This window comes from Rhizobium leguminosarum bv. trifolii WSM2297 (assembly GCF_000271845.1).
Window position 1 is genome coordinate 1,729,811 of record NZ_JH719393.1, and the last position, 20,579, is coordinate 1,750,389.

The 20,579-nt window shown below is 61.0% G+C and carries 20 protein-coding genes; 3 read left to right on the forward strand and 17 right to left on the reverse strand.

The features are described from left to right. Nucleotides 1–70: 70 nt before the first annotated feature. Nucleotides 71–895 (reverse strand): ABC transporter substrate-binding protein, encoded by an 825-nt coding sequence (locus RLEG4DRAFT_RS62405; RefSeq protein WP_003575997.1) that lies wholly within the window; start codon nucleotides 893–895, stop codon nucleotides 71–73. Between the two features lie 182 nt (nucleotides 896–1,077). On the opposite strand from RLEG4DRAFT_RS62405, the gene RLEG4DRAFT_RS62410 reads away from it, so the two are divergent. After that, a complete protein-coding gene (locus tag RLEG4DRAFT_RS62410) occupies nucleotides 1,078–2,148 on the forward strand; it encodes a LacI family DNA-binding transcriptional regulator (protein ID WP_003575995.1) in 1,071 nt (356 codons plus the stop codon). An 85-nt stretch (nucleotides 2,149–2,233) separates the two neighbouring features. On the opposite strand, the gene RLEG4DRAFT_RS62415 is transcribed toward RLEG4DRAFT_RS62410, so the two are convergent. The 11 genes from RLEG4DRAFT_RS62415 to araD all read right to left on the reverse strand — a co-directional run bounded on the left by RLEG4DRAFT_RS62415 (nucleotide 2,234) and on the right by araD (nucleotide 12,599). Beyond that, nucleotides 2,234–2,497, reverse strand: coding sequence for a hypothetical protein (locus RLEG4DRAFT_RS62415; protein ID WP_003575993.1), 264 nt, complete (start codon nucleotides 2,495–2,497; stop codon nucleotides 2,234–2,236). Between the two features lie 125 nt (nucleotides 2,498–2,622). Then, entirely contained in the window at nucleotides 2,623–2,853 is a 231-nt protein-coding gene (locus RLEG4DRAFT_RS62420; RefSeq protein WP_037093443.1) for a hypothetical protein, read from the reverse strand. A 301-nt stretch (nucleotides 2,854–3,154) separates the two neighbouring features. Continuing rightward, the gene (locus RLEG4DRAFT_RS62425; protein WP_003575989.1) at nucleotides 3,155–3,403 is read right to left on the reverse strand and encodes a hypothetical protein; all 249 of its coding nucleotides are present in this window, start codon (nucleotides 3,401–3,403) and stop codon (nucleotides 3,155–3,157) included. 67 nt (nucleotides 3,404–3,470) lie between these two features. After that, complete coding sequence (locus RLEG4DRAFT_RS62430) at nucleotides 3,471–3,878, reverse strand: hypothetical protein (RefSeq protein WP_003575987.1); 408 nt, start codon at nucleotides 3,876–3,878, stop codon at nucleotides 3,471–3,473. 26 nt (nucleotides 3,879–3,904) lie between these two features. Continuing rightward, complete coding sequence (locus RLEG4DRAFT_RS62435; protein WP_003575986.1) at nucleotides 3,905–4,195, reverse strand: hypothetical protein; 291 nt, start codon at nucleotides 4,193–4,195, stop codon at nucleotides 3,905–3,907. Nucleotides 4,196–4,380: 185 nt separating this feature from the next. Then, the gene (locus RLEG4DRAFT_RS62440; protein ID WP_171898181.1) at nucleotides 4,381–5,442 is read right to left on the reverse strand and encodes an Ldh family oxidoreductase; all 1,062 of its coding nucleotides are present in this window, start codon (nucleotides 5,440–5,442) and stop codon (nucleotides 4,381–4,383) included. Nucleotides 5,443–5,501: 59 nt separating this feature from the next. Further along, a complete protein-coding gene (locus tag RLEG4DRAFT_RS62445) occupies nucleotides 5,502–7,022 on the reverse strand; it encodes an ABC transporter substrate-binding protein (protein ID WP_003575982.1) in 1,521 nt (506 codons plus the stop codon). Between the two features lie 325 nt (nucleotides 7,023–7,347). Continuing rightward, nucleotides 7,348–8,865 (reverse strand): aldehyde dehydrogenase (NADP(+)), encoded by a 1,518-nt coding sequence (locus tag RLEG4DRAFT_RS62450; RefSeq protein WP_003575980.1) that lies wholly within the window; start codon nucleotides 8,863–8,865, stop codon nucleotides 7,348–7,350. Between the two features lie 63 nt (nucleotides 8,866–8,928). Beyond that, nucleotides 8,929–9,639: a ribonuclease activity regulator RraA gene (locus tag RLEG4DRAFT_RS62455; protein WP_003575979.1), complete on the reverse strand. Its 711-nt coding sequence runs from the start codon at nucleotides 9,637–9,639 to the stop codon at nucleotides 8,929–8,931. 22 nt (nucleotides 9,640–9,661) lie between these two features. Then, nucleotides 9,662–10,852 (reverse strand): L-talarate/galactarate dehydratase, encoded by a 1,191-nt coding sequence (locus tag RLEG4DRAFT_RS62460; RefSeq protein ID WP_003575977.1) that lies wholly within the window; start codon nucleotides 10,850–10,852, stop codon nucleotides 9,662–9,664. Nucleotides 10,853–10,862: 10 nt separating this feature from the next. Continuing rightward, on the reverse strand, nucleotides 10,863–12,599 hold the full coding sequence (gene araD, locus RLEG4DRAFT_RS62465; RefSeq protein ID WP_003575976.1) for an L-arabinonate dehydratase: 1,737 nt from the start codon (nucleotides 12,597–12,599) through the stop codon (nucleotides 10,863–10,865). Nucleotides 12,600–12,742: 143 nt separating this feature from the next. Here araD and RLEG4DRAFT_RS62470 point away from each other — a divergent pair, with 143 nt between their 5' ends. Further along, nucleotides 12,743–13,462 (forward strand): GntR family transcriptional regulator, encoded by a 720-nt coding sequence (locus RLEG4DRAFT_RS62470; protein ID WP_003575975.1) that lies wholly within the window; start codon nucleotides 12,743–12,745, stop codon nucleotides 13,460–13,462. 29 nt (nucleotides 13,463–13,491) lie between these two features. Here RLEG4DRAFT_RS62470 and RLEG4DRAFT_RS62475 read toward each other — a convergent pair whose 3' ends face one another. From RLEG4DRAFT_RS62475 to RLEG4DRAFT_RS62495, 5 genes are all read right to left on the reverse strand, one after another. Further along, the gene (locus RLEG4DRAFT_RS62475) at nucleotides 13,492–14,439 is read right to left on the reverse strand and encodes a 2-hydroxyacid dehydrogenase (protein WP_003575974.1); all 948 of its coding nucleotides are present in this window, start codon (nucleotides 14,437–14,439) and stop codon (nucleotides 13,492–13,494) included. Then, the gene (locus RLEG4DRAFT_RS62480) at nucleotides 14,436–16,070 is read right to left on the reverse strand and encodes an ABC transporter ATP-binding protein (RefSeq protein WP_003575973.1); all 1,635 of its coding nucleotides are present in this window, start codon (nucleotides 16,068–16,070) and stop codon (nucleotides 14,436–14,438) included. The genes RLEG4DRAFT_RS62475 and RLEG4DRAFT_RS62480 overlap by 4 nt, the downstream gene beginning before the upstream one ends. Beyond that, nucleotides 16,063–16,983, reverse strand: a complete 921-nt coding sequence (locus RLEG4DRAFT_RS62485; protein ID WP_003575972.1) for an ABC transporter permease — start codon at nucleotides 16,981–16,983, stop codon at nucleotides 16,063–16,065. The genes RLEG4DRAFT_RS62480 and RLEG4DRAFT_RS62485 overlap by 8 nt, the downstream gene beginning before the upstream one ends. Nucleotides 16,984–16,992: 9 nt before the next feature. After that, nucleotides 16,993–17,907 carry an ABC transporter permease gene (locus tag RLEG4DRAFT_RS62490; RefSeq protein ID WP_003575971.1) on the reverse strand — a complete coding sequence of 305 codons (915 nt, stop codon included), beginning with the start codon at nucleotides 17,905–17,907 and terminating at the stop codon, nucleotides 16,993–16,995. Nucleotides 17,908–18,009: 102 nt separating this feature from the next. Beyond that, nucleotides 18,010–18,903 carry a DMT family transporter gene (locus RLEG4DRAFT_RS62495; protein WP_003575970.1) on the reverse strand — a complete coding sequence of 298 codons (894 nt, stop codon included), beginning with the start codon at nucleotides 18,901–18,903 and terminating at the stop codon, nucleotides 18,010–18,012. A gap of 487 nt (nucleotides 18,904–19,390) precedes the next feature. Here RLEG4DRAFT_RS62495 and RLEG4DRAFT_RS62500 point away from each other — a divergent pair, with 487 nt between their 5' ends. After that, nucleotides 19,391–20,578: a hypothetical protein gene (locus RLEG4DRAFT_RS62500; RefSeq protein WP_003575969.1), complete on the forward strand. Its 1,188-nt coding sequence runs from the start codon at nucleotides 19,391–19,393 to the stop codon at nucleotides 20,576–20,578. The last annotated feature ends 1 nt before the right edge of the window (nucleotide 20,579 follow it).

The window sequence follows — 20,579 nt, forward strand, 5'->3', positions numbered from 1 at the left end:
CCATTAAACCCCGTGCCGGGCATGGCGCCGCGGAGGTCAGCCGGCCGCTAAGGGCGGCCGGCTTGCGGCCTCACTTCTTGGGAAGATACTGGTCCGGCATCGGCGAGCCTGGGAACCACTTTTCATAAAGGGTCTTCCAGGTGCCGTCCTGCATCGCATCGTGAAGGGCGCCGTTTAAAGCCGTGCGTAAGGCATCATTTCCCTTCCGGATCACAAAGCCCGCCGGCGCATCGAAGGACGGGATGTTTACCGCAATCTTCAACGCAGGATAACGCTCGCCATATTGTTTGGCGGCCTCGTAGTCGAGAAAATGCGCATCGACCGTTTGGTTGTTGAGGGCGGCCACGGCGGAATTGTTGTCGGGAAATTTTACGAGATCGGTTTCACCGAAATTCTTGGCCGCATAGATTTCCTGCAACGTCCCTTGCACGACGCCGAGACGCTTGCCCTTGAGGCCACCGGCATCCTTGATGCCGGCATCGGCGGTCAAGACCGAGAGATAACCGGCAAGATAGCCGTCGGAAAAGTCGACGGTCTTCTTGCGGGGTTCGGTGGTACCGATCGCCGCAACGGCAACGTCGAACCGTTCGTTTGCCACCGACGGCAACAGTGCCGAAAATTCCTGGCCGGTGAACGTCACCTTATCTTTGGGGAAACCAAGGCGGGAGACGACGTTGAGAAACAGCTCGATATCGAAACCCGTGAACTGGCCGTCTGCCGTCGCGAACGTATAAGGCTTGGCATCACCCATCGTGCCGACGCTGATCACACCGGGTTGGATGAGGTTATAGGGATTGTCGGCCGCGGCCGCGGAACCTGCCCCCAACGCAAGAAGGCACGTCAATACGCCGGCCCACAATCGAGCGAGGGTGGCCGCAAATTCAAAAAGCTTCATCTTCGTTCTCCGCTCTGAAAGGAAATGCTCTTATCGGCACGCCTTGCTGCCCTGCCCACCGCGTGGCCGCGGCGGGGCTTTGAGTACAAGATACCGGTCTCCCCTGTAAAGAGACCGGTCTCACAACATATTTGATATCTGTCAATTGACCGGTCGTCAACAACTCTTGTAGTCCTCAACGCATGGAAGATTCCGCCAATCAGAAACGGTCAGTCACGGTCGCCGACGTCGCGAAGGCCGCAAAAGTCTCAAAGGCGACGGCCGCCCGCGTGCTCGGCGGCTACGGCGTGGTCAGCGCCAAGATCACAGACCAGGTCATGGCCGCCGCAACTGCGCTCGAATACCGTCCAAACGAACTCGCCCGCAGCATGAGCACCGGACGGTCCGGCATCATCGGCGTGGTTGTCGGCGATATCGAGAACGCATTCTTCAGCTTGGCGGTGCGCGGCATCAGCGATGCGGCCCGCCTCGCGGGCTTCAACGTCATCATCGCCAATTCGGGGGAACAGCTTGATGCCGAAAGATCCGCCGTCGACCTTCTGATAGGCAAGCGCGTCGATGGCCTGATCGTCACGCCGGCACGCTGCGACCGCCTCGATCACCTGCAGCACGTCCGCCGCGCCGGCGTGCCACTGGTTCTGTTCGACCGGGCCATCCCGGAACTTGATGTCGACGCCGTGACGGGGGATGACCGTGACGCGGCGATCACCGCGACCCGGTACCTCATCGATCAAGGACATCGCCGCCTCGCCTATGTCTCCGCCATGGACGCCGAGGACGGCGGGCTCACCGATATCGGACGGATCTCAAATTCCGCCGTGCGCGAACGAGTTGAAGGCTTCGTGACCGTCCTGACCGAGGCGGGTTCGCCGAACCCTCTTCATTTTATCAGGCTCGGCGCCACGAACCAGCAGCAGACGGATGCGGTGATTAAACGCTTGCTCTCAGAGACATCGCCGCCGTCGGCGCTGATGGCATCCGACAGTCTGGTGGGTCTGCGCATTTTCAAGTCGCTGCAAACGCTGGGCCTGTCGATACCCCGGGATATCTCGATGATTTCTTTTCTGGACGCCGACTGGACCAGCGTCACCGTTCCACCGATCACAATCGTTGACCAGCGCGTCTATGAGCTTGGCAAACTCGCGGGAGAACGACTCGTTGCTCGGATCGAACGCATCCCTCTTGCCGTCGAACGGCTGCGCGTTACCACGCGCCTTGTCGTGCGCGGCTCCGTTGCAACGATCGACCGGTGAGAGCCGGGCTCAAGCCGCTCGCTCTAGCCTTTTGTTTTACGCAATTTCGCACGGGAAACCGCTTGGCACTTTCCCCTGAATTCCTCTAATCGTAGAGCTCGCCATGACCAATCTGCTCCTGCCTGGCAGATGCATCACTGATAACGGGGTCATCGGCCGGATCGGGATCTTTCTTGTTGGCGTCGCGTAGAAACTGTGCAGCTTCAAGCAGCGCCGCAGTTATCTCTTCGGTTGCCCATCCGGCTTCATTGGCGGCGGCAATCAATCTTTCCAAGGCGTCGCGCGCGGCATCGGTCGCCTCTTTGAAGCGTTGCACAGGCGCTTCGGTTTTCGGCGGTGGAAAGGTCATCGGCATTCCCTCCGTGGATCTGGCTGTTGGAGATGAACGCAGCCCGCGGGAAATGGATGCATGACCAGGCCGATTTAACACGCGGATGCCTTATCCGCGCACGGCAGTCGAAATTGGCTTTCCGCTCAGATGACCGTCTGCAACAGAAAAGGAGAGCGCTCGAGCGGACGCTGGGCAAGGATCCTCAGCATCGCCGGGCCCTGTATGCCAGTGGTCGTCGTAGTGCGGCCGTCGTGATAGACCACCGTCATGACGCGGCTGAGGCTATCGTACCTGATCTGGGCGATCGTGCGGGTGTGAACCGGAAAGATGAATTCGTGGGCCTGAGACTTTCGCCTGGAGCGCTTCGAGCTCATCGTGATGCCCCGGCAAAGCAATAGCAGTATCGGCCCGGCCGTCCCCGGCTCAGGACACGTGTGATAGTTGGCAACACATCCCTCATCGAGTATCTCCAATGCGCTCAAAAATCGACCAAGCGACCAAGCGGTCAGCTCCGGCGATCGAACCGGCGACCTGAGCTTGGCCTCACCCTACCGATGCCGATCAAGCACATATTGCTTCCATGGTCGCGTGACATCGGCGTGACATGCAGATCGCCGGCCGAAAACCTGTCCGGCACAGGTATTGCGAATCATGCCCCGGGGAAACGACAGCCCATCAGTGCAATGTTCCATGTATCCCATGGGCTTGGGCGGCCTGCGGCCAGCATTCGACGGTGCGTGCGAGCGACCGAATAGCTTCGCCGACGAAGAAGACCGCATCACCGAGCCGTTCGATCTCGTAATCGAGTTCGTATACCTCGACTTCATCAAGCCCCTCACTGTCCAACAGCCGCCTGCTGGCCTCGATCAGGCGCTCCGTGCGCCCGACTATATCAAGAGCGCGTCGTATGATGATGTCGAGCATGCAGCTGCCCCCGCTTGGATGAGCAAGTGTCGGGCATAATCGGGATGCTGACAATCCCGAAATCTTGTCAGATGCGCTCGCGGATAGTCTCGTAAAGATCCCTCAACTCGCGCAGCGCCGGTTGATGGCGACGGCGCGGCGGAGAGGCACTGCGTGCAGCGAAGGCGAATGCACCCACAGCAGCCGCAACGATGAGGAGAGTCGAGACCGGATAGAGCTTCACCGTCGCTTCCGTCTGACGCATTGCTTTTCGGGCACCTGCCTCTACCGATCGAGCGCCATCGAGGATCTGTTGCTGGAGGGCGTCGATTTGCTGTCGCAGCGTGTTCAACTCTTCCTGCAGGCCGTGATCAGGCTGTCGGGGAACGCCGACAGAGGCCGTGTTCGTATCGATGACGGCTTTCGGCACCGGCTCGCCAATCTTGGCGCCTTGGGTGTCGAGGGTCATCGTCTCAGTGCTCTTGCGTCGCGGCATGTTCAATTCTCCTTCCCTAACCTGTTCTAGTCGTCGTCGAACGAGAAGACCGGCCGGTAGTGACGCGCGGCGATCAGCAAGCTCCGGTCAGGCTGGATGATGTAAATTTCCTCGACCTGACGTCCCCATTGATCGGTGAAGCTGTGCGGGAAGGACGAACCCACGGGCGATTTCGTCAACTTCGTGCGAGGCTGACCATTATACGTGATGCTGCCGGGAATGGGGGCCAATCCCCCCGACGAGTAATAGCCCGCGCCGGTCGTACAGCCCGTCAGAATAACGGCAAAGACCAGCCCAAATCCCATGCTCCGGTTCATTGAAACCTCCAGCTGTCCCGTCCTTTGCGCGTCACTGACTTTATCGCCAATGTAACAAGGGAAGGCAGACATTGTTCCAGAATCGGCAGAAGGCGTGGGAACAAGTCGCTCGGAACGTCGTGACGCTCGACTTGTGGATCAAACGTGGGATCGGCATGGCTCGAGGCCGGCCTTTAGAGATGTCGTCAGACGGCGACACCAGGAATGGGCAAGCCCAGGATCGTGGCGTGTTCACGGAGTTTCTCCCAAGCCACCTCCCCGACAGGCACGCCTTCTTGCAACGCCAGACGACGCTTTCGTGCCGCGCTATCACCCGGCATGCGGACCGGGCCGTTGTTCCAGGACGCCGGCGGATTGCTGCGGCATGCGGAGGCGAGGAAATCGGACTGCGCCGTAAAAGCATCCAGCCCGGCGAAAAAGGCGGGGTCGATAACCTGCAGAAAAGCGCTCTGCGAAAACACACCATGCGACGCGTTTGCCCGCCCCTTGCCGGAAAGCCCCTGTCCCAGCAATTCGACGATCAGCCCGAGCCCAAAGCCCTTGTGTCCCTTCAGCTGGCCGCCAAGGGGCATCATCGTCCCGCCACGTTCCGTCACCTCGCGCGGATCATCGGTCGGCTCGCCTGCGGCGGTGAAAGCCCAAGCCTCGGGGAACTTCTTGCCTGCTTTCGCCAGGTTTTGCGTCATCGTCGTGGTGGTGATCGAAGCCGAGACGTCGATCAGGATCGGATCCGTGGATGTCGGGAAACCCGCCGCCATCGGGTTCGGCGTCAGGAGCGGCTTGGTGCCGCCATAGGGCGCGACGCGGCTTGCCGCGGGATGCGACACCGACAGCTGCACGATCAGTCCCTGCTCGGTAACCTGGCGCATGAAGGCTGACAGAGCGCAGGTATGGTGGCAGTTTCGGATTGCCGCAGTGACGACGCCATGATCGCGCACGCGTTCACAGGCTTGCTCGATCGCCTTGGTCAAAAGCCATGCGCCTGGCAAGGATTTGCCGTCCCAGACAAAGGCTGCGCCGCGGTCATTGACCACCTCGTAGCTGCCCGACTTCGCCAGCGAACCCTCCTCCAACGCTTCGACATACCAATTCAGCAGACTGACGCCATGCGTCTCGTGGCCGATCATGTCGCCTTCCACCAGGACGGCGGCCGTGGTTTCGGCCTTGTCGGGCTCCATCCCGGCGCGGGTCAAAATCTGCTCGGCGAATTGGGTGAGGGCAATGCGATCAATCAGAGGCATGGGCATCCGTCCGTCAGGGCGTGGAAAGCGCGGGCCACAGGAGGCCCGCGCTCAAGTCCGCAAGGTTACTTGAAGCGGATCTGCGACAGCTGCAGTTCGGAATTCGTTGCGATCGTCGGCTTGAAGTCGAGACGCGACGAAACGCGGGTGAAACCGACCATGTGGAACATCGGAATATCGGCGATGATCTCGGTGTTCACCTTGGCGAACAGCTCCTTCCAGAGTTTTGTGCGCTCGTCGCCGGTTGCCGAGGTCGCCTTTGCGATCAGGGCATCGACCGCGGGATCCCGAACCATGGAGTGAGAGCCGTCGCTCGCATATTTCACGAATGCGGTGAAGACGGGATCGCCGGTCGCATTGTCGTGTTGCGACTGGGTCAAAGTCGGACCGGAATCGGCGACGAAAGGGGCAACGAAATAGCCGTTCCACACGGAAACGTCGTACATGTCGAGCTTGACGTTCAAGCCGACGTCCTGAAGCATGGCCATCATCGCTTCCATGGCTTCGGTGGCGTTGGGATATTGCCCGTTGCGGCCGATGATGCGGATCTGCTGATCGACCGGAACACCGTCAGCTTTCGCCGCTTTGACCAATTCCTTTGCTTTTTCGGGATCGTAGGGCCAGGCCTGGATATCGGCATTGTAACCGATCGTGGTCGGCACGACGAGCTGTGTGGCGATCTTTGCCTGTTCGGGAAACAGGGTTCCGAGCATTGCCTGACGATCGATGGCGAGGTTCATCGCTTCGCGTACACGCCGGTCGTTGAGCGGCGCTGCGCGGGTATCGATGCGCAGCGATGTGGTCTCCGAATTTGGATAGGCGAAATCGGTTTCCTTGTTGGTGGCATCCTGTACCGATACGGCCGGAACGATATCGGCTTCGCCGGCATCGACCATGGCGGCCGCGACAGCACTGTCTGAGCGGAACAGGTAGGTCGCCTGCTCCACCTGCGGCTTCTCCCCCCAATAGTCCGGATTGTGCTTCAGCACGATCGACTGGCCGATCTCCCATTTGTCGAACGTATAGGGGCCGGTGCCGATCGGCTTGCGGGTGAACTCGTCTGCTGGCGTCGCTTCGGCCGGCTCCACGGCCATCACCGTCATCAGCAACGGAAGAATTGGCTGCGCCGGTTTAGTGGTAATGCGGATCGTGTTGGCATCCGGCGTCTCGAAACTGAATTCCGTGCCGCCGAAATATTTGCCGCCGGTCTCACAGCTGAGTTTCTTGTTCTTGTTGCGCTCGATCGTGAACTGGACATCCTTGGCAGTGAACGGCTTGCCGTCGTGCCATTTGACATTCGGGCGCAGCTTGAACTCCCAGGTGTCGTTGTCGATCTTAGACCATTCCGTCGCCAGACGGGGTTTGAGGCCACCCTTGACGTAGTCGAATTCCACCAACATCTCGTTGACGTTTTCAGAAATGACCCGGCCGACGTCCTGGCGCGCTGCCATGCAGGGCTCGACGACATCGACGGTTTCGGCAAGCACAACAGTGACGTTGCTCTTCGCATCTTCAGCGTGAGCCGAGCCTATGCTCAACCCGATCACCGCGGTTGAAAAGCAGGCTGCTACCAAATGAAGTTTCATTTCGTTCTCCTCCCATGCGCCCTCGGCGCTCCTTCCAGCAATTCGTCTTCTCTTTCGGTGGTCCGGCCCTCGCCTCCTCCTGCGAGGGCCAATCTAATGCATAAGCGCACTAATATACTAGTTGAGAAGTGCGATCAAGCGCGGCGCCCCAAGCGCGGGCCTTAAGACTGTCTGAACGCTCAATTTTTAGGCTGCCGAAGCGAGGCCGCAGATCATTTCGACCTTGTCACGGGTAAGGTCGGTCCGCGGCTCACGCCTTGGTCCTACCTCGCAGCCGGCGAATGATCTGGCGAAGTTTCGCCGCGGCGATCCATTGGGCACGGCCTCAGTTGCGCAGATCTTGGGGCAACAGGCCGGCGGGGAAATTCTGGTAGGCGACGGGGCGCAGAAACCTACGGATCGACATGGTCCCGACGCTGGTCGCACCGAAATTGGTCGAAGCCGGGTAAGGTCCGCCATGCACCATGGAATCGACAACCTCGACGCCGGTTGGGAAGCCATTGACCAGCAATCTGCCCGCCTTCCTTTCAAGGATCGGCAGCAGGTCGCGGGCAAGGCCAAGATCTGCGTCGTCCATATGGATCGTCGCGGTCAGCTGACCCTGGAAGCTCTCGGCAAGGCTGACCATCTCTCCCGGCGAGTTGACGCGCACCACCAGGCCGAGAGAACCGAACACCTCTTCGCTGAGCGAGTGATCGGCAAGCCAGGCCGAGCCATTGGTCTCGAACAGGTTCGGAACTGCATCCCGGCCCGTACTCTCTGTCGCAAGAACCGGCGCGACGGCATTGCTTGCCCGCATGCGGTCGACACCTTCGTGATAGGCGGTGGCGATGCCGTTGGTCAGCATCGTCTGCGGCGCCACCTTTTCGAGCGCCGACTTGGCGGCACCGATGAACCTGTCGGCCTCCGGCCCGTCGAGGACGACGGCAATACCGGGTTTGGTGCAGAACTGGCCGGCGCCAAGCGTGAGTGAGCCGGCCCAGCCCGAACCGATTGCCTCCGCCCGGGCAGCAGTGGCAGCCGGCAGCAGGAACATCGGATTGACGCTGCCGAGTTCACCGAAAAAGGGAATGGGCTCAGGGCGCTGGGCACAGAGGTCGAAGAGCGCACGGCCGCCGGCAAGCGATCCGGTAAAGCCGACGGCCTTGATGGCGGGATGCGTCACCAGAGCCGTTCCGACATCACGGCGCCCTCCCTGGATCAGGCTGAAGACGCCGGCCGGCATGCCGGTGCGTTCGATCGCAGCGGCGATCGCCTCGGCAATGATCTCACCTGTGCCGGGATGGGCTGAATGTCCCTTCACCACCACAGGGCAGCCGGCGGCAAGCGCGGCTGCCGTATCACCGCCGGCCGTCGAGAATGCCAGCGGAAAATTCGAGGCGCCGAAGACGGCGATCGGGCCGATCGGACGCTGCACCAGACGGATCTCGGGCCGCGGCGCCGGTTGCCGGTCGGCAAGTGCTGCATCGATACGCGCGTCGAGATGTTCGCCCTTGCGGATATGCTCGGCAAAAAGCTTGAGCTGGCCGGTGGTGCGGGCACGCTCGCCGTTGAGCCGACCTTCCGGAAGCCCGGTTTCCTCAGTTCCGATCAGGGTGACGGCCTCGCCGCGTCTGTCGATCTCCTCGGCGATTGTCTCGAGGAAGATGGCGCGCTCCTCACGTGTCTTTGCTGAATAGGCAGCGAATGCCGCTTCGGCGGCGCGGCAGGCGCGGTCGACCAGTTCCGTTGTACCAACGGCGAAGTCGTGTGCCTGCCCGTGCGCAGGCTCGGACCGAAATGTCGTCGTTCCGGCAATCCACTCGCCGGCGATGAAATGCCTGCCTGAAGGGGTCCAGCTCATTGTTATCCTCCTTGACGGAGCCTCGCTCCGTCCTTGTACGGTGATCGCGCAAGATGCGCCGCTTTAGCGGCCATTCACCTTCCGCCACGCGGCAAAGAGCGTCAAATTGCTTTCATCGGTGGCCGGGTAGAGGCCAATGATCGTATGTCCCTGCTTTACCCGTTCGGTGACGAAGTCCTCGTATGCGGTCATTTCGACGGCTTCATCGGCGATCTCGTCGGCGATCTCAGCCGGGATGACGATCACGCTGTCGTCGTCGCCGACCATGATATCGCCCGGGAAGACCGCCACATCCCCGCAACCAATCGGTACGTTGATGTCGATCGCCTCATGCAACGTGAGATTCGTCGGGCTGGAGGGACGATGGTGATAGGCGGGCATCTCGAGGCCGCCGATGGTCATGGCGTCGCGGAAGCCGCCGTCGGTGACGACGCCGGCCCCGCCCCGCATCATCAGTCGGGTAATCAGGATGTCGCCGGCGGAGGCTGCGCGCGGATCCTTGCGGCTGTCCATCACCAGTACATGGCCTTCGGGGCAGGTCTCGATGGCCAGCCGTTGCGGATGTTTGGGGTTGCGAAAGACGTTCATGGCGTTGCGGTCCTCGCGCGCCGGCATGTAACGCAGGGTGAAGGCCGGCCCGACCATATTGCGGCCTTTCGGCTGCACCGGTCGAACATCCTGGATCGTCTGGTTTCTCAGGCCGCGCTTGAACAGCGCTGAGCAGAGCGTCGCGACGGAGACACCCGTCAGCTTTTCACGGGTTGCGGGATTCATATTTCCTTCTCCTCGTTCAAATTCAAAGGCCGAAGCTGTGCTTTTCCACTGTCCAGTCACGGGCTTTGCCCGTCAGGCTGCAGCCGAGCCCCGGACGTGCGGGCACGATCATCCGGCCGTCCTTGATGTCGAGCTGCTCGTTGAACAGCGGCGCCAGCCAATCGAAATGCTCCACCCAGGGCTCGTGCGCATAGGCGGCCGCCAGGTGCAGATGGATTTCCATGGCGAAATGCGGCGCCAGGCGCATACGTTTGGCCTCGGCCTGCGTGCAGATGCGCAGAAAGGGCGTGATGCCGCCGACCCGGGGCGCATCCGGCTGAATGAAGTCGACCGCATCGGCGCGGATCAGGGCCATGTGCTCGTCGGCGCTTGCCAGCATCTCGCCGGTGGCGATCGGCGTGGCGAGTTCGCGCGCCAGCGCGGCATGGCCCTCGGCGTCATAGGCATCGAGCGGTTCTTCGATCCATTCAAGATTGAGCGGCTCGACCAGCCGGCCGAAGCGCAACGCCGTCGTGCGGTCCCATTGCTGGTTCGCATCGACCATAAGCGGTACACGGCCATCGATATGGCTGGTCACCGCATCCAGCCGGCGAAGGTCGATCATCGGATCCGGCTGCCCGACCTTGATCTTGATGCCGCCGATACCGGAGGCGATCGAGTGATCGATGGCATCACGGATTTCCTCAACGCTCGACGACAGGAAACCGCCTGAAGTGTTGTAGCAGGCGACGCTATCGCGATGGGCGCCCAGCAGTTTCGCAAGCGGCAGGCCGGCCCGTTTCGCCTTCAGGTCCCAGAGGCAGATGTCGATGGCGGCAATTGCCTGCGTCGCAATGCCGGAGCGGCCGACCGAGGCCCCTGCCCAGCAGAGCTTGTCCCATATCCGTGCTGTATCGTTGGGATCTTCGCCGATCAGGTTGTCGGCAATCTCGCAGGCATGTGCATAAAGGGCAGGCCCGCCTGCCCGCTTCGAGTAACTGAAGCCGAGGCCACTATGGCCAGCTTCGGAGACGATCTCGCAAAACAGAAACGCCACTTCCGTCAGCGGCTTCTGCCGGCCCGTCAAAACCTTGGCGTCGCTGATCGGCCGCGCCAGCGGCAGATAGGCGAGCGACAGCGTGACCGATCGGATGGCGTCCAGCTTGGCCGGGCCGGTAGCCAAGCCAGCCTTGGGTGGTTGTGCGGGGATCGTGCGTCTATTGGGATCAAACATCGTGGTTCCCTCAGTTGATAGCCGGCTCAGGCGTCTTGCCACCGAATTCCGTCGTCAGGAAGTCGAAGTCGCAGCCTTTGTCGGCCTGCTCGATATGGCTGGAGAACATGAAGCCATAACCGCGCTCATAATGCCGCGTCGGCGCCACCCAGGCGGTCCGCCGCGCCGCGATCTCCTCTTCGGAAACCAGCATATTGAGGCTGCGTGAGGGAATATCAAGCTCGACCATGTCCCCCGTTCTCAGCAATGCCAGCGGCCCGCCGATATAGGATTCCGGTGCGACATGCAGTACGCAGGCGCCGAAGCTGGTTCCGGACATGCGGGCATCCGAGATGCGCACCATGTCGCGCAGGCCGAGCTTCAGCAGCGCCTTCGGCATCGGGATCATGCCCCATTCCGGCATGCCGGGCCCGCCCTGGGGGCCGGCATTGCGGAGCACCAGCACGGTGTCCGGCGTCAGCGGATAATCCGGATCGTCGATAATCTTCTTCATCTCGGCATAGCTGTCGGCAACCAGCGCCGGACCGCGATGGCGATGGAATTTCGGGTCGCAAGCCGCCGGCTTGATGACCGCGCCATCGGGACACAGGTTTCCCTTCAGCACGGCCAGCGAGCCTTCGTGATAGACCGGGTTCGACAGTGGCCGGATGACGTCGTCATTGTAGATCTTCACCTGGTCGAGGCCGTCTATCAGAGGTTTTCCCGTGACGGTAATCGCGGTTGGATCGAGCTTGTTGCCGAGCTGCTTCATCAGCGCCCGCAAGCCACCGGCATAAAAGAAATCCTCCATCAGGTAGGTCGAACCAGACGGCCGGATGTTGGCCAGCACCGGTGTCGTGCGACCAATGCGATCGAGGTCATCGAGCTCCAGCGGCACGCCGGCGCGCCGCGCCATGGCGATCAGGTGAATGATCGCGTTGGTGGAACAGCCAGTCGCCATGGCGACGGTGACGGCATTTTGGACCGCGGCCTCCGTGATGATCCGGTCCGGCGTCAGGTCCTCCCACACCATATCGACGATCCGGCGGCCACAGGCTGCCGACATGCGCTGGTGGTTGGCGTCGGCTGCCGGAATCGAGGACGCGCCCGGCAGCGTCAATCCCATGGCCTCGGCGATCGCTGTCATCGTCGAGGCCGTGCCCATGGTCATGCAATGGCCATAGCTGCGGGCAATTCCGCCTTCGATGCCCTGCCACTCCTCCTTGGTGATCGTGCCGGCACGCCGCTCGTCCCAATATTTGAAACCATCGGTCCCGGAGCCCAGGGTCTTGCCGGCATAATTGCCGCGAAGCATCGGGCCGGCCGGAAGATAAACGAAGGGAATCCCCATGCTGACGGCGCCCATAACGAGACCCGGTGTCGTCTTGTCGCAGCCACCCATCAGCACGGCGCCGTCGACAGGATGGCTCCGCAACAGCTCCTCGGTCTCCATCGCCAGCATATTGCGATAGAGCATGGTGGTCGGCTTGACGAAGTTTTCGGAAAGAGAAAGCGCGGGCAGCTCCATGGGGAACCCGCCCGACTGAAGAATTCCGCGCTTCACCCATTCGGCACGCTCGCGGAAATGCATGTGGCAGGGCTGGGCATCGGACCAGGTATTGATGACGGCAATGATCGGCTTTCCCCGCCAATCCTCCGGCGCATAACCCATCTGCATGGTCCGCGACCGGTGACCGAACGAGCGCTGGTCATCCGGCAGCATCCATCGGGCCGACCGCAATTGCTCGTAAGTTTTCCTAGCAGTCACGGCTTTCTCCCATCTTTTTGAGCGCTCATCTCCGTACACTCCCTCAACTGATATTTTAGTTTCCCATATATATCAACGGCAACTTTGCATTCTTGTGCATTAGGTCGTGCAAAGCTATGAATGGAGTGAAAGGATTGCCTCACATGAATTCCCAGTTCGCTTCCACATTCGGCCTGACTGCACCCGGCTTTCCGGTCGCGGCCGGCAGCACGGTCCAGCGGGTCTATGATGATCTCAGAAAACGCATCATCACCATTCAGCTGCCGCCGGACACCACGCTGTCGCGCACCGAGCTGACCGAGACTTATGAAGTCAGCCAGACTCCCATTCGTGACGCGTTGCAGCTCCTCAAACAGGAAGGTCTGGTTCGCATTTATCCGCAGTCCCGCACTGTGGTCACCAGGATCGACGTCCTGCAAATTTACGAGGCGCATTTCCTTCGCGTCGCACTGGAATCGGAAGTCTGCCGCCGCCTCGCGACCGATCCGGACCCGGACCCGAGCGTCATCACCCGCGCCCGCTCGATCATCAAAATGCAGTCGGCAGTCGCCGACGATGTCGATCAGATTGCCATCTTCCAGGAGCTCGACGAGCTCTTTCACCAGACATTGTTCGCCGGCGCCAAACGCAGCAGCCTGCATCAGCTGGTTCGCGAGCGATCCGGCCATCTCGAGCGCATTCGTCGTCTGCATCTGCCCGAAAAGGGCAAGATCATGAGCATCCTCGATGGTCACCACGCCATCATCGACGCCATTGCCGCCCGTGACGAACAGGGTGCCGTCGATGCGATCCGTGAGCATCTCAGCCAGACCGTCGCAAAAGTCGAAGAGCTCCGTAAGGAGTTTCCCGATTACTTCGTCTGAACCGTCCGCGCCGGGGATTTGCGCCTGAATCAATTGACCGGCGTCAGCAACGGCCTGCCTGCGAAGAAGGCGGCAAGGTTGTCGACGGTCAATTGCGCCATCCTGTCGCGCGTTTCCTCGGTACCGCTGGCGTGATGGGGATAGAGCACGACGTTGTCGAGTGCTGCCAAGCGCGGATCGGGATTGGGTTCGTTCAGGTAGACATCGATGCCGGCCGAAGCGATCCGCTCTTCCTGCAAGGCCGCGATCAGGGCCGGCTCATCGACCACGGTGCCGCGGGCAATGTTGATGAAACTGCCCGCCGGTCCGAGCGCATTCAGCACCTCAGCCGAAATCAAGCCTTCGGTCGAGGGCCCGCCCGGCGTCGCCACGATCAGGATATCGGCCCAGTCGGCCAGTTTTACCGGGTCGGCGAAATAGGCAAACTCGTTATCGGCTTTTTTCGTCCGCCCATAATAGCCGACCGTCAACCCGACAGCCTCGCAGCGCCTGGCAATCGCCATGCCTATGCGGCCGAGGCCAACGATGCCGGCCCTTTTGCCCGAGGTCGACGTCGTCAGCGGCATCATGCCTTTCTTCCCCCAGTCGCCGGAACGCACATAACGATCGCCTTCCGGCAGGCGCCGGCGCGCCGCCAGCATCAAAAGCAGCGCCGTGTCGGCAACGTCGTCGCAAAGCACTTCGGAGGTGTTGGTGAGCTTGATGCCGCGCCGCGTCATCGCCTCGACATCCATCTGGTCGTAACCCGCCGAGGAACAGGCGGCCAGCTTCAGTGCCGGCAATTTCGCAAGCAGCACCTCGTCGATCGTCACATGGCCGTTGCAGACCAGCGCCGTGCAGATCGGGCCGGCTTTCTCAAGCAGAGCATCCCGTTGCTCTCCTTGTGCAAGATCCAGCCGGTGCAGCGTATAGATGTCCTCCAACATTGCCATCTGACGGGGCCGGAGCGGATAGGCGACGATGACATCGGGCTTCATGCGGGAACAAGTCCTTCCTGTTGGAGACGGGCGGCGCGGCGCGTGGCCTGAATCTCGGGATCGGGATCGAGGCTGGCGGCAAGCAGCGCCTGGGTGTAGGGGTGCGACGGCGCGTTGAAGATCTGGGCCACCGGCCCCTCCTCGACAATCTCGCCGGCCTTCATGACGATGACACGATCGGCGAAATCGCGAACCACCGGAAGGTCGTGTGCAATGAAGAGATAGGACAGGCCGAACTCGCGGCGCAGGCCTTCGAGCAAGGCAATCACCTGCGCCTGGATCGACACGTCGAGCGCCGAAACCGCCTCGTCGCAGATGATCAGTTTCGGCTCCATCGCCAGCGCGCGAGCAATCGCGATGCGCTGGCGCTGGCCGCCGGAAAATTGATGCGGATACCGGTCGGCCATCTCAGGCTTCAGGCCAACCTTGACCAGCAACTCGGCCACCCTCTCCTTCCATCTCGCTTTCGGCAGGATATCGGGGTGAATGACCCAGGCCTCGGAGATCAGCCGGAACACGCTCATCCGCGGATTCAGCGACTGCGTCGGGTCCTGAAAGACCATCTGCAAATCGCGACGCAGCCCGAATATTTCCCTCGGCGACATCGCCAGCAGATCGTTGCCGCGGTAGAGGACCTGGCCCTCCTGCGGATCGTCGAGGCGAACGATCGCCCGGGCAAGCGTCGACTTGCCGGAACCGCTCTCACCGACGACAGCAACGGTTTCGCCGGGCATGATGACGACGTCGACGCCTTTCAGCGCCTGGAATGCGCCGAAACTCTTCTTCAAGCCGATGGCGCGCAGCAGCGGTTCTCCCTGCCGGTCACGCTCCTGTGCCATCGCGCCCTTGCCGGGCGCGGCTGCAATCAGCTTCTTGGTATAGGGGTTCTGCGGGTTGCGATAGATTTCGCCCGCATTGCCCGTTTCGACGATACAGCCGGCATTCATCACCACGACCCGGTCGGCGATCTCGGCCACGACGCCGAGATCGTGGGTAATCAGCAGCAGGCCCATTCCGGTTTCCTGCTGCAATTCCTGCAGCAGTTCGAGCACCTGCGCCTGCACCGTAACATCGAGCGCAGTGGTGGGTTCATCTGCAATCAGGATATCGGGCTTACAGGCGATCGCCATGGCGATCATCAGGCGTTGCCGCTGCCCGCCGGAGAACTGGAACGGATATTTCCGCATTGCCGCCTGCGGATCGATGATGCCGACCCGCTGCAGGAGTTCAAGCGCCCTGGCACGGGCCTGCTCTGCGGACTGACCATGCGTGGTCATCATCTCGGTGATTTGCCAGCCGACCGTGTAGACCGGGTTCAGATGGGCCAGCGGGTCCTGAAAGATCATGGCGATCCTGGCGCCGTTGATCGAACGCCGCTCCTCGGGCGTCATTTCCAGCATGTCGCGCCCATTGAGCAGAATGGTGCCGCTGGTGATCTTGCCGGGTGGCATGTCGATCAGGTTCATGATCGCCGAGGCGGATACCGACTTGCCCGAACCGCTTTCCCCGAGGATCGCCAGCGTCTCGCCGCGATCGAGATGCCAGCTGACGTCTTGCACAGCCTTGACGGTGCCGCTGACCGTGTGGAACTCGACCGAGAGGTCGCGCACTTCCAGAAGATGTTCAGCCATTTTTCCTGCCCCTCATTTCAAGGCGCCAGCGTTGCGTCGGATCGAGCGCGATGCGCAGCCAGTTCGACAGAAGGTTGAGCGACAGCGTCGTCAGGATGATCGCGAGGCCCGGCCAGAAGGACAGCCACCAGGCATTGGTGAGATAGGGCCGCCCCTGGGCAACCATGAGACCCCAGGTGATCTCAGGCGCCTGAATGCCGATCCCAAGGAAGGACAGCGAGGATTCGGCCAGCATGACGAAGGCGAAATCAAGCGTCGCGATGGTCACCAGCGTCGGAAAGATCACCGGCAGGATGTGATGGAAGACGATACGCCAATAGGATGCTCCCATGACCTTCGCCGCCTGCACGAACATCCGCTCGCGCACCTCAAGCACCTCGGCACGGGTGGTGCGCAGATAGATGGGAATGCGGGTGATCGCCAGGACGAGGACGATATTGGTGACCGAGGGTTCGAGCATATAGAGCACGATCACCGCCAGAAGCAGCGACGGGAAGGACATGATGACGTCGCCGAGCCGCATGATCCATTGAGCGGCGGAAGAACGGCTGTAACCCGCCACCAGTCCGAGCCCCGTGCCGACGACAGATGATGCAAGCACCGCCGCCGCGGCAACCAGGATGGTGTTTTGCGCCGCCACGACGACGCGGGCAAGAAGCGGCCTGCCCAGCGCATCGGCTCCAAGGACGTAAAGCAATCCGCGGGTGATATCGAACGGCGGCGCGTTTCGGCCCCGCAGGTTCTGCTTGGTGGCGATGCTCTCCAGCAGAAACGGCCCAAACAGCGCGCAGAGAAGAACGATCAGGAGGAACAGCGCGGCGAAGAAGGCGAGCTTGTCCGCCCACAGCATGCTCAGCCAGCGGCCGATCGGGCCTGTCGGTTTTTTCTCGATGAGGATCTGCGTGTCGGTCATCGTCATCGCTCAATACCGGATACGCGGATCGAGCAGCGCATAGGCGATGTCGATCAGCAGGTTCATGATGAAGATCGCCAGTGCCGAGACCATGATGACGGCCAGCACGACGGCGAAATCGCGAAGCAGGATGGAATCGATCATCAGCTTGCCGATTCCCGGAAAACCAAACACCGTCTCGACGACAACGGCACCGTTCAGGATGGCGGCCGCCTGGTCGCCGATGACGGTGATCACCGGCAGCATGGCGTTGCGCAGCCCGTGAACGAAGATAATCGAGTTCGAACGGACACCCTTGGCGCGAGCCGTCTTCACGTAGGCGGAAGACAGGACGCTGATCATCGAACCGCGCACCACCTGCAGGATCAGGCCGAAGGGCCGGATGAACAGCACGCTGACCGGCAGCACCCAATGCCAGACAGTTCCCGTTCCCGATGTCGGCAGGACATGCAGTTTGACGGCGAAAATGACGATCGCCACGATGGCAAGCCAGAAATCAGGCGCCGCGGCGCCGATCAGCGAGAAGAAGGTGGCGAGACGGTCGAAAACGCCGCCGACGCGAAACGCTGCGAGCGAGCCAATGACGATCGCAGCGACGGTGACCAGCGCCATGGTGATGACAGCCAGCCAGAAGGTCCAGACGAAAGCCTCGAGGACGACATCCATGGCAGGACGGGCCTGCCGCAGCGACTGGCCGAAATTTCCCTGCGCGAGATCTGAGACATAACGGCCGAACTGAATGATCAACGGGTCGTTAAACCCGTTCATTTCACGGAATTGCTGGCGCATGTCCGTGGTTGCATCAATAGGAAGGTAGAGGTCGGTCGGATCGCCGGTCAGCCGGGACAGGAAGAAGACGATGACGATAAGCACCACGAGCGATACGCCGCTGGCGATCGCGCGTTTGCCGATGAAACTCTTCATGCCACTCCTCCCGAGTGAAACCCATAGGAACCGAAAGCCTGGTCATCGCTTGTCGCCCGCCAGGCGCCGCCGTCGACAGCAGCAACTGAAATATTAGTTCATCTAGAATTTTTGTGAACCCCCTTTCTTATCAACCGGCGGCTTTCGTCTCCACGCCATACCGCCGGTGCCGATGATCGTCGCGCCAATGATGACCGCCGCGCCGATCCACGTCTGGGGGGCAGGAACTTCCGAGAAAAACAAGAAGGCCATCAGCGCCACGACCGGCAGCCTGAGAAAGTCGAGCGGCGCCAGAACGCTTGCAGCCGCCATACCGAAGGCGCGTGTGATCAGCGTCATATTAAATGCGCCGAGTGCCCCCTGCATGGCGAGCAGCCCGAGTTGGCTACACGTCGGCAGTGACCAGACCGGCAGCATGACGATTAGGACAAGCGGCACCGTGGCGATCAGATTCCATGCAACCAGCCGGTCCGCGCTGTCCCTCAATGCCATCCGCCGCAGCATCAACTGGCTGGCCGCGGTCAAGACCGCTCCCACCAGCGCAAAAAGCAGCCATTGATCGAAACCGGACGGTCCGGGGCGAATGATGATCATGACGCCGATAAAGCCTGCGGCAATGCCGGCGACGCTGGCGGCGCCGACACGTTCCTTGAGCACGAGCCACGCACCGAGAACCAGGAACATCGGCATGGTGAAATTGATCGCCGTTGCATCGGCGAGTGGCGCATGCGCAAAGGCGACGAACAAAGCAACCAGTGAGGCGAGCTTCAGACCAGCACGCACGCCATGCAGGACCCGGTAGGGAGAGGCTCTCAGACCAACGCGAGACACGATCCACGGCGAGACGGCAAGAAGTCCGAAAAACGACCGGAAAAAGCCAATCATCAACGGATGCACCTCGCCGGCCAGCAAACGCACGATGATTGCGTCAAGACTGTTCAAAAAGGCTGCGGCCACCATCATTCCGACGGCAAGGCCTGTACGACCGGGCTGCATTGCGTTTCTCCTGATTGAACGAATGCAGGCCGGCCCATATCGTATGGTTCGATATAGCAAGTGCGGTGACCAACATCTCCCGACGGTGTTAGCCCGATCCCTCAGTCGCCGTCCATACTAAAATACAAATATATCAGTGGTGAGAGAATGCCGCTGGAGCTGCTCTTCGCGTGGGCTGAAGAGCGTCCAAATTCCGGCGAATGATTCCCGCCATCGCAATTTGGGTTGCAAGAATCGAGGGAATACACTCTACGTCTCAGAATGAGCCGCACAACGTCCCATGCTAGAGAAAATGCCGCCGTCCATCCTCGAGGGAATGCCGGCTATGTTTCTTCAGCCCGACGGTCCCGGCGGTGCCTAACCTCCTCACCGCCCAATTAGCTGCCAGATGTACCGCGACATCCCAGCCAGCTCTCAGGCCTGAGAGCCGGATGGGTAGGTCCGGAAATTTCCCAATCCCCATACTTACCCCCATAAGGACATTTCCATGAAGCATATGCGCAATCTCCGCCTGATGCTGGCAAGCACCGCTTTTCTCGCGCTCGCCGGCCCCTCCTTCGCGCTTGACGGCGCTGATATGATGAAAAAGCTCAATGCCGCCACCAGTGCCGGCGGCACGGTCATCACCTTCGAAAAGGCTGATGTCGATGGCGACACGGTAACGGCGACGGGCGTCCAGGTTGGATATGCGAACTTGCCCGGCGATACTTTGAAGATCGGCGAGCTCACCTTCGAGGGCGTCGAGGAAACCGAAGGCGGCGGCTACCACGCCAAAACCGTCTCTTTCCCGGATATCGACATGAGCCAGGCAGTAGGTCGGCTTTCCGTAAAGGACATCGAGATCGCCGGCCTGACGATTCCCGCCAATGCCACAGGCGACACGCTGAACGACATCCTCCTCTATGAAACCGTCAGCACCGGGCCGATCGCTGTCAACATCAAGGGCAAGGACGTGTTTGCCATCGAGGGCATCGAGTCGAACCTCGGGCGCCAGAATGGTGGCTTTACCTATGACGCCAATGTCGCCGGCGTGAAAGCCGACCTGTCGCAGGTCGAGGATGCGAGCGCGAAGGACGCCATCGAGAAACTCGGGCTGACCACGCTCGACGGGACGGTGACGATGAAGGGCAGCTGGGAAGTCGAAAGCGGCAAGATCGCTGTCGACGAATACGCTTTCGACTTCAAGAATATCGGCCGGCTGAATATCGCCGTCGACCTCTCCGGCTACACGCTGGCCTTCGTCAAGTCGTTGCAGGAGGCGGTCAAGACGGCCGAGGCCAATCCGAACAAGGAAGAGGCCAACCAGGCCGCCGGCCTTGCAATGTTGGGGCTGATGCAGCAGCTGACGTTCAACAGCGCCTCGATCCGCTTCGACGATGCCTCGATCACCAAGAAGGCGCTCGACTATGCCGGCGCGCAGCAGGGCATCACCGGCGAACAGCTGACGCAATCACTGAAAGGTCTTGTGCCGATGATGATGGCGCAGCTCAACCTGCCGGAGTTGCAAAATCAGGTATCGGCTGCCGTCAACACCTATCTCGACGGGCCGAAAAACATGACGATCAGCGCAGCACCAGAAAAGCCGGTTCCATTTCCGATGATCATCGGCGCGGCCATGGGTGCGCCGAACACCATTCCTTCGGTTCTCGGCGTCAAGGTGACGGCGAACGATTAAG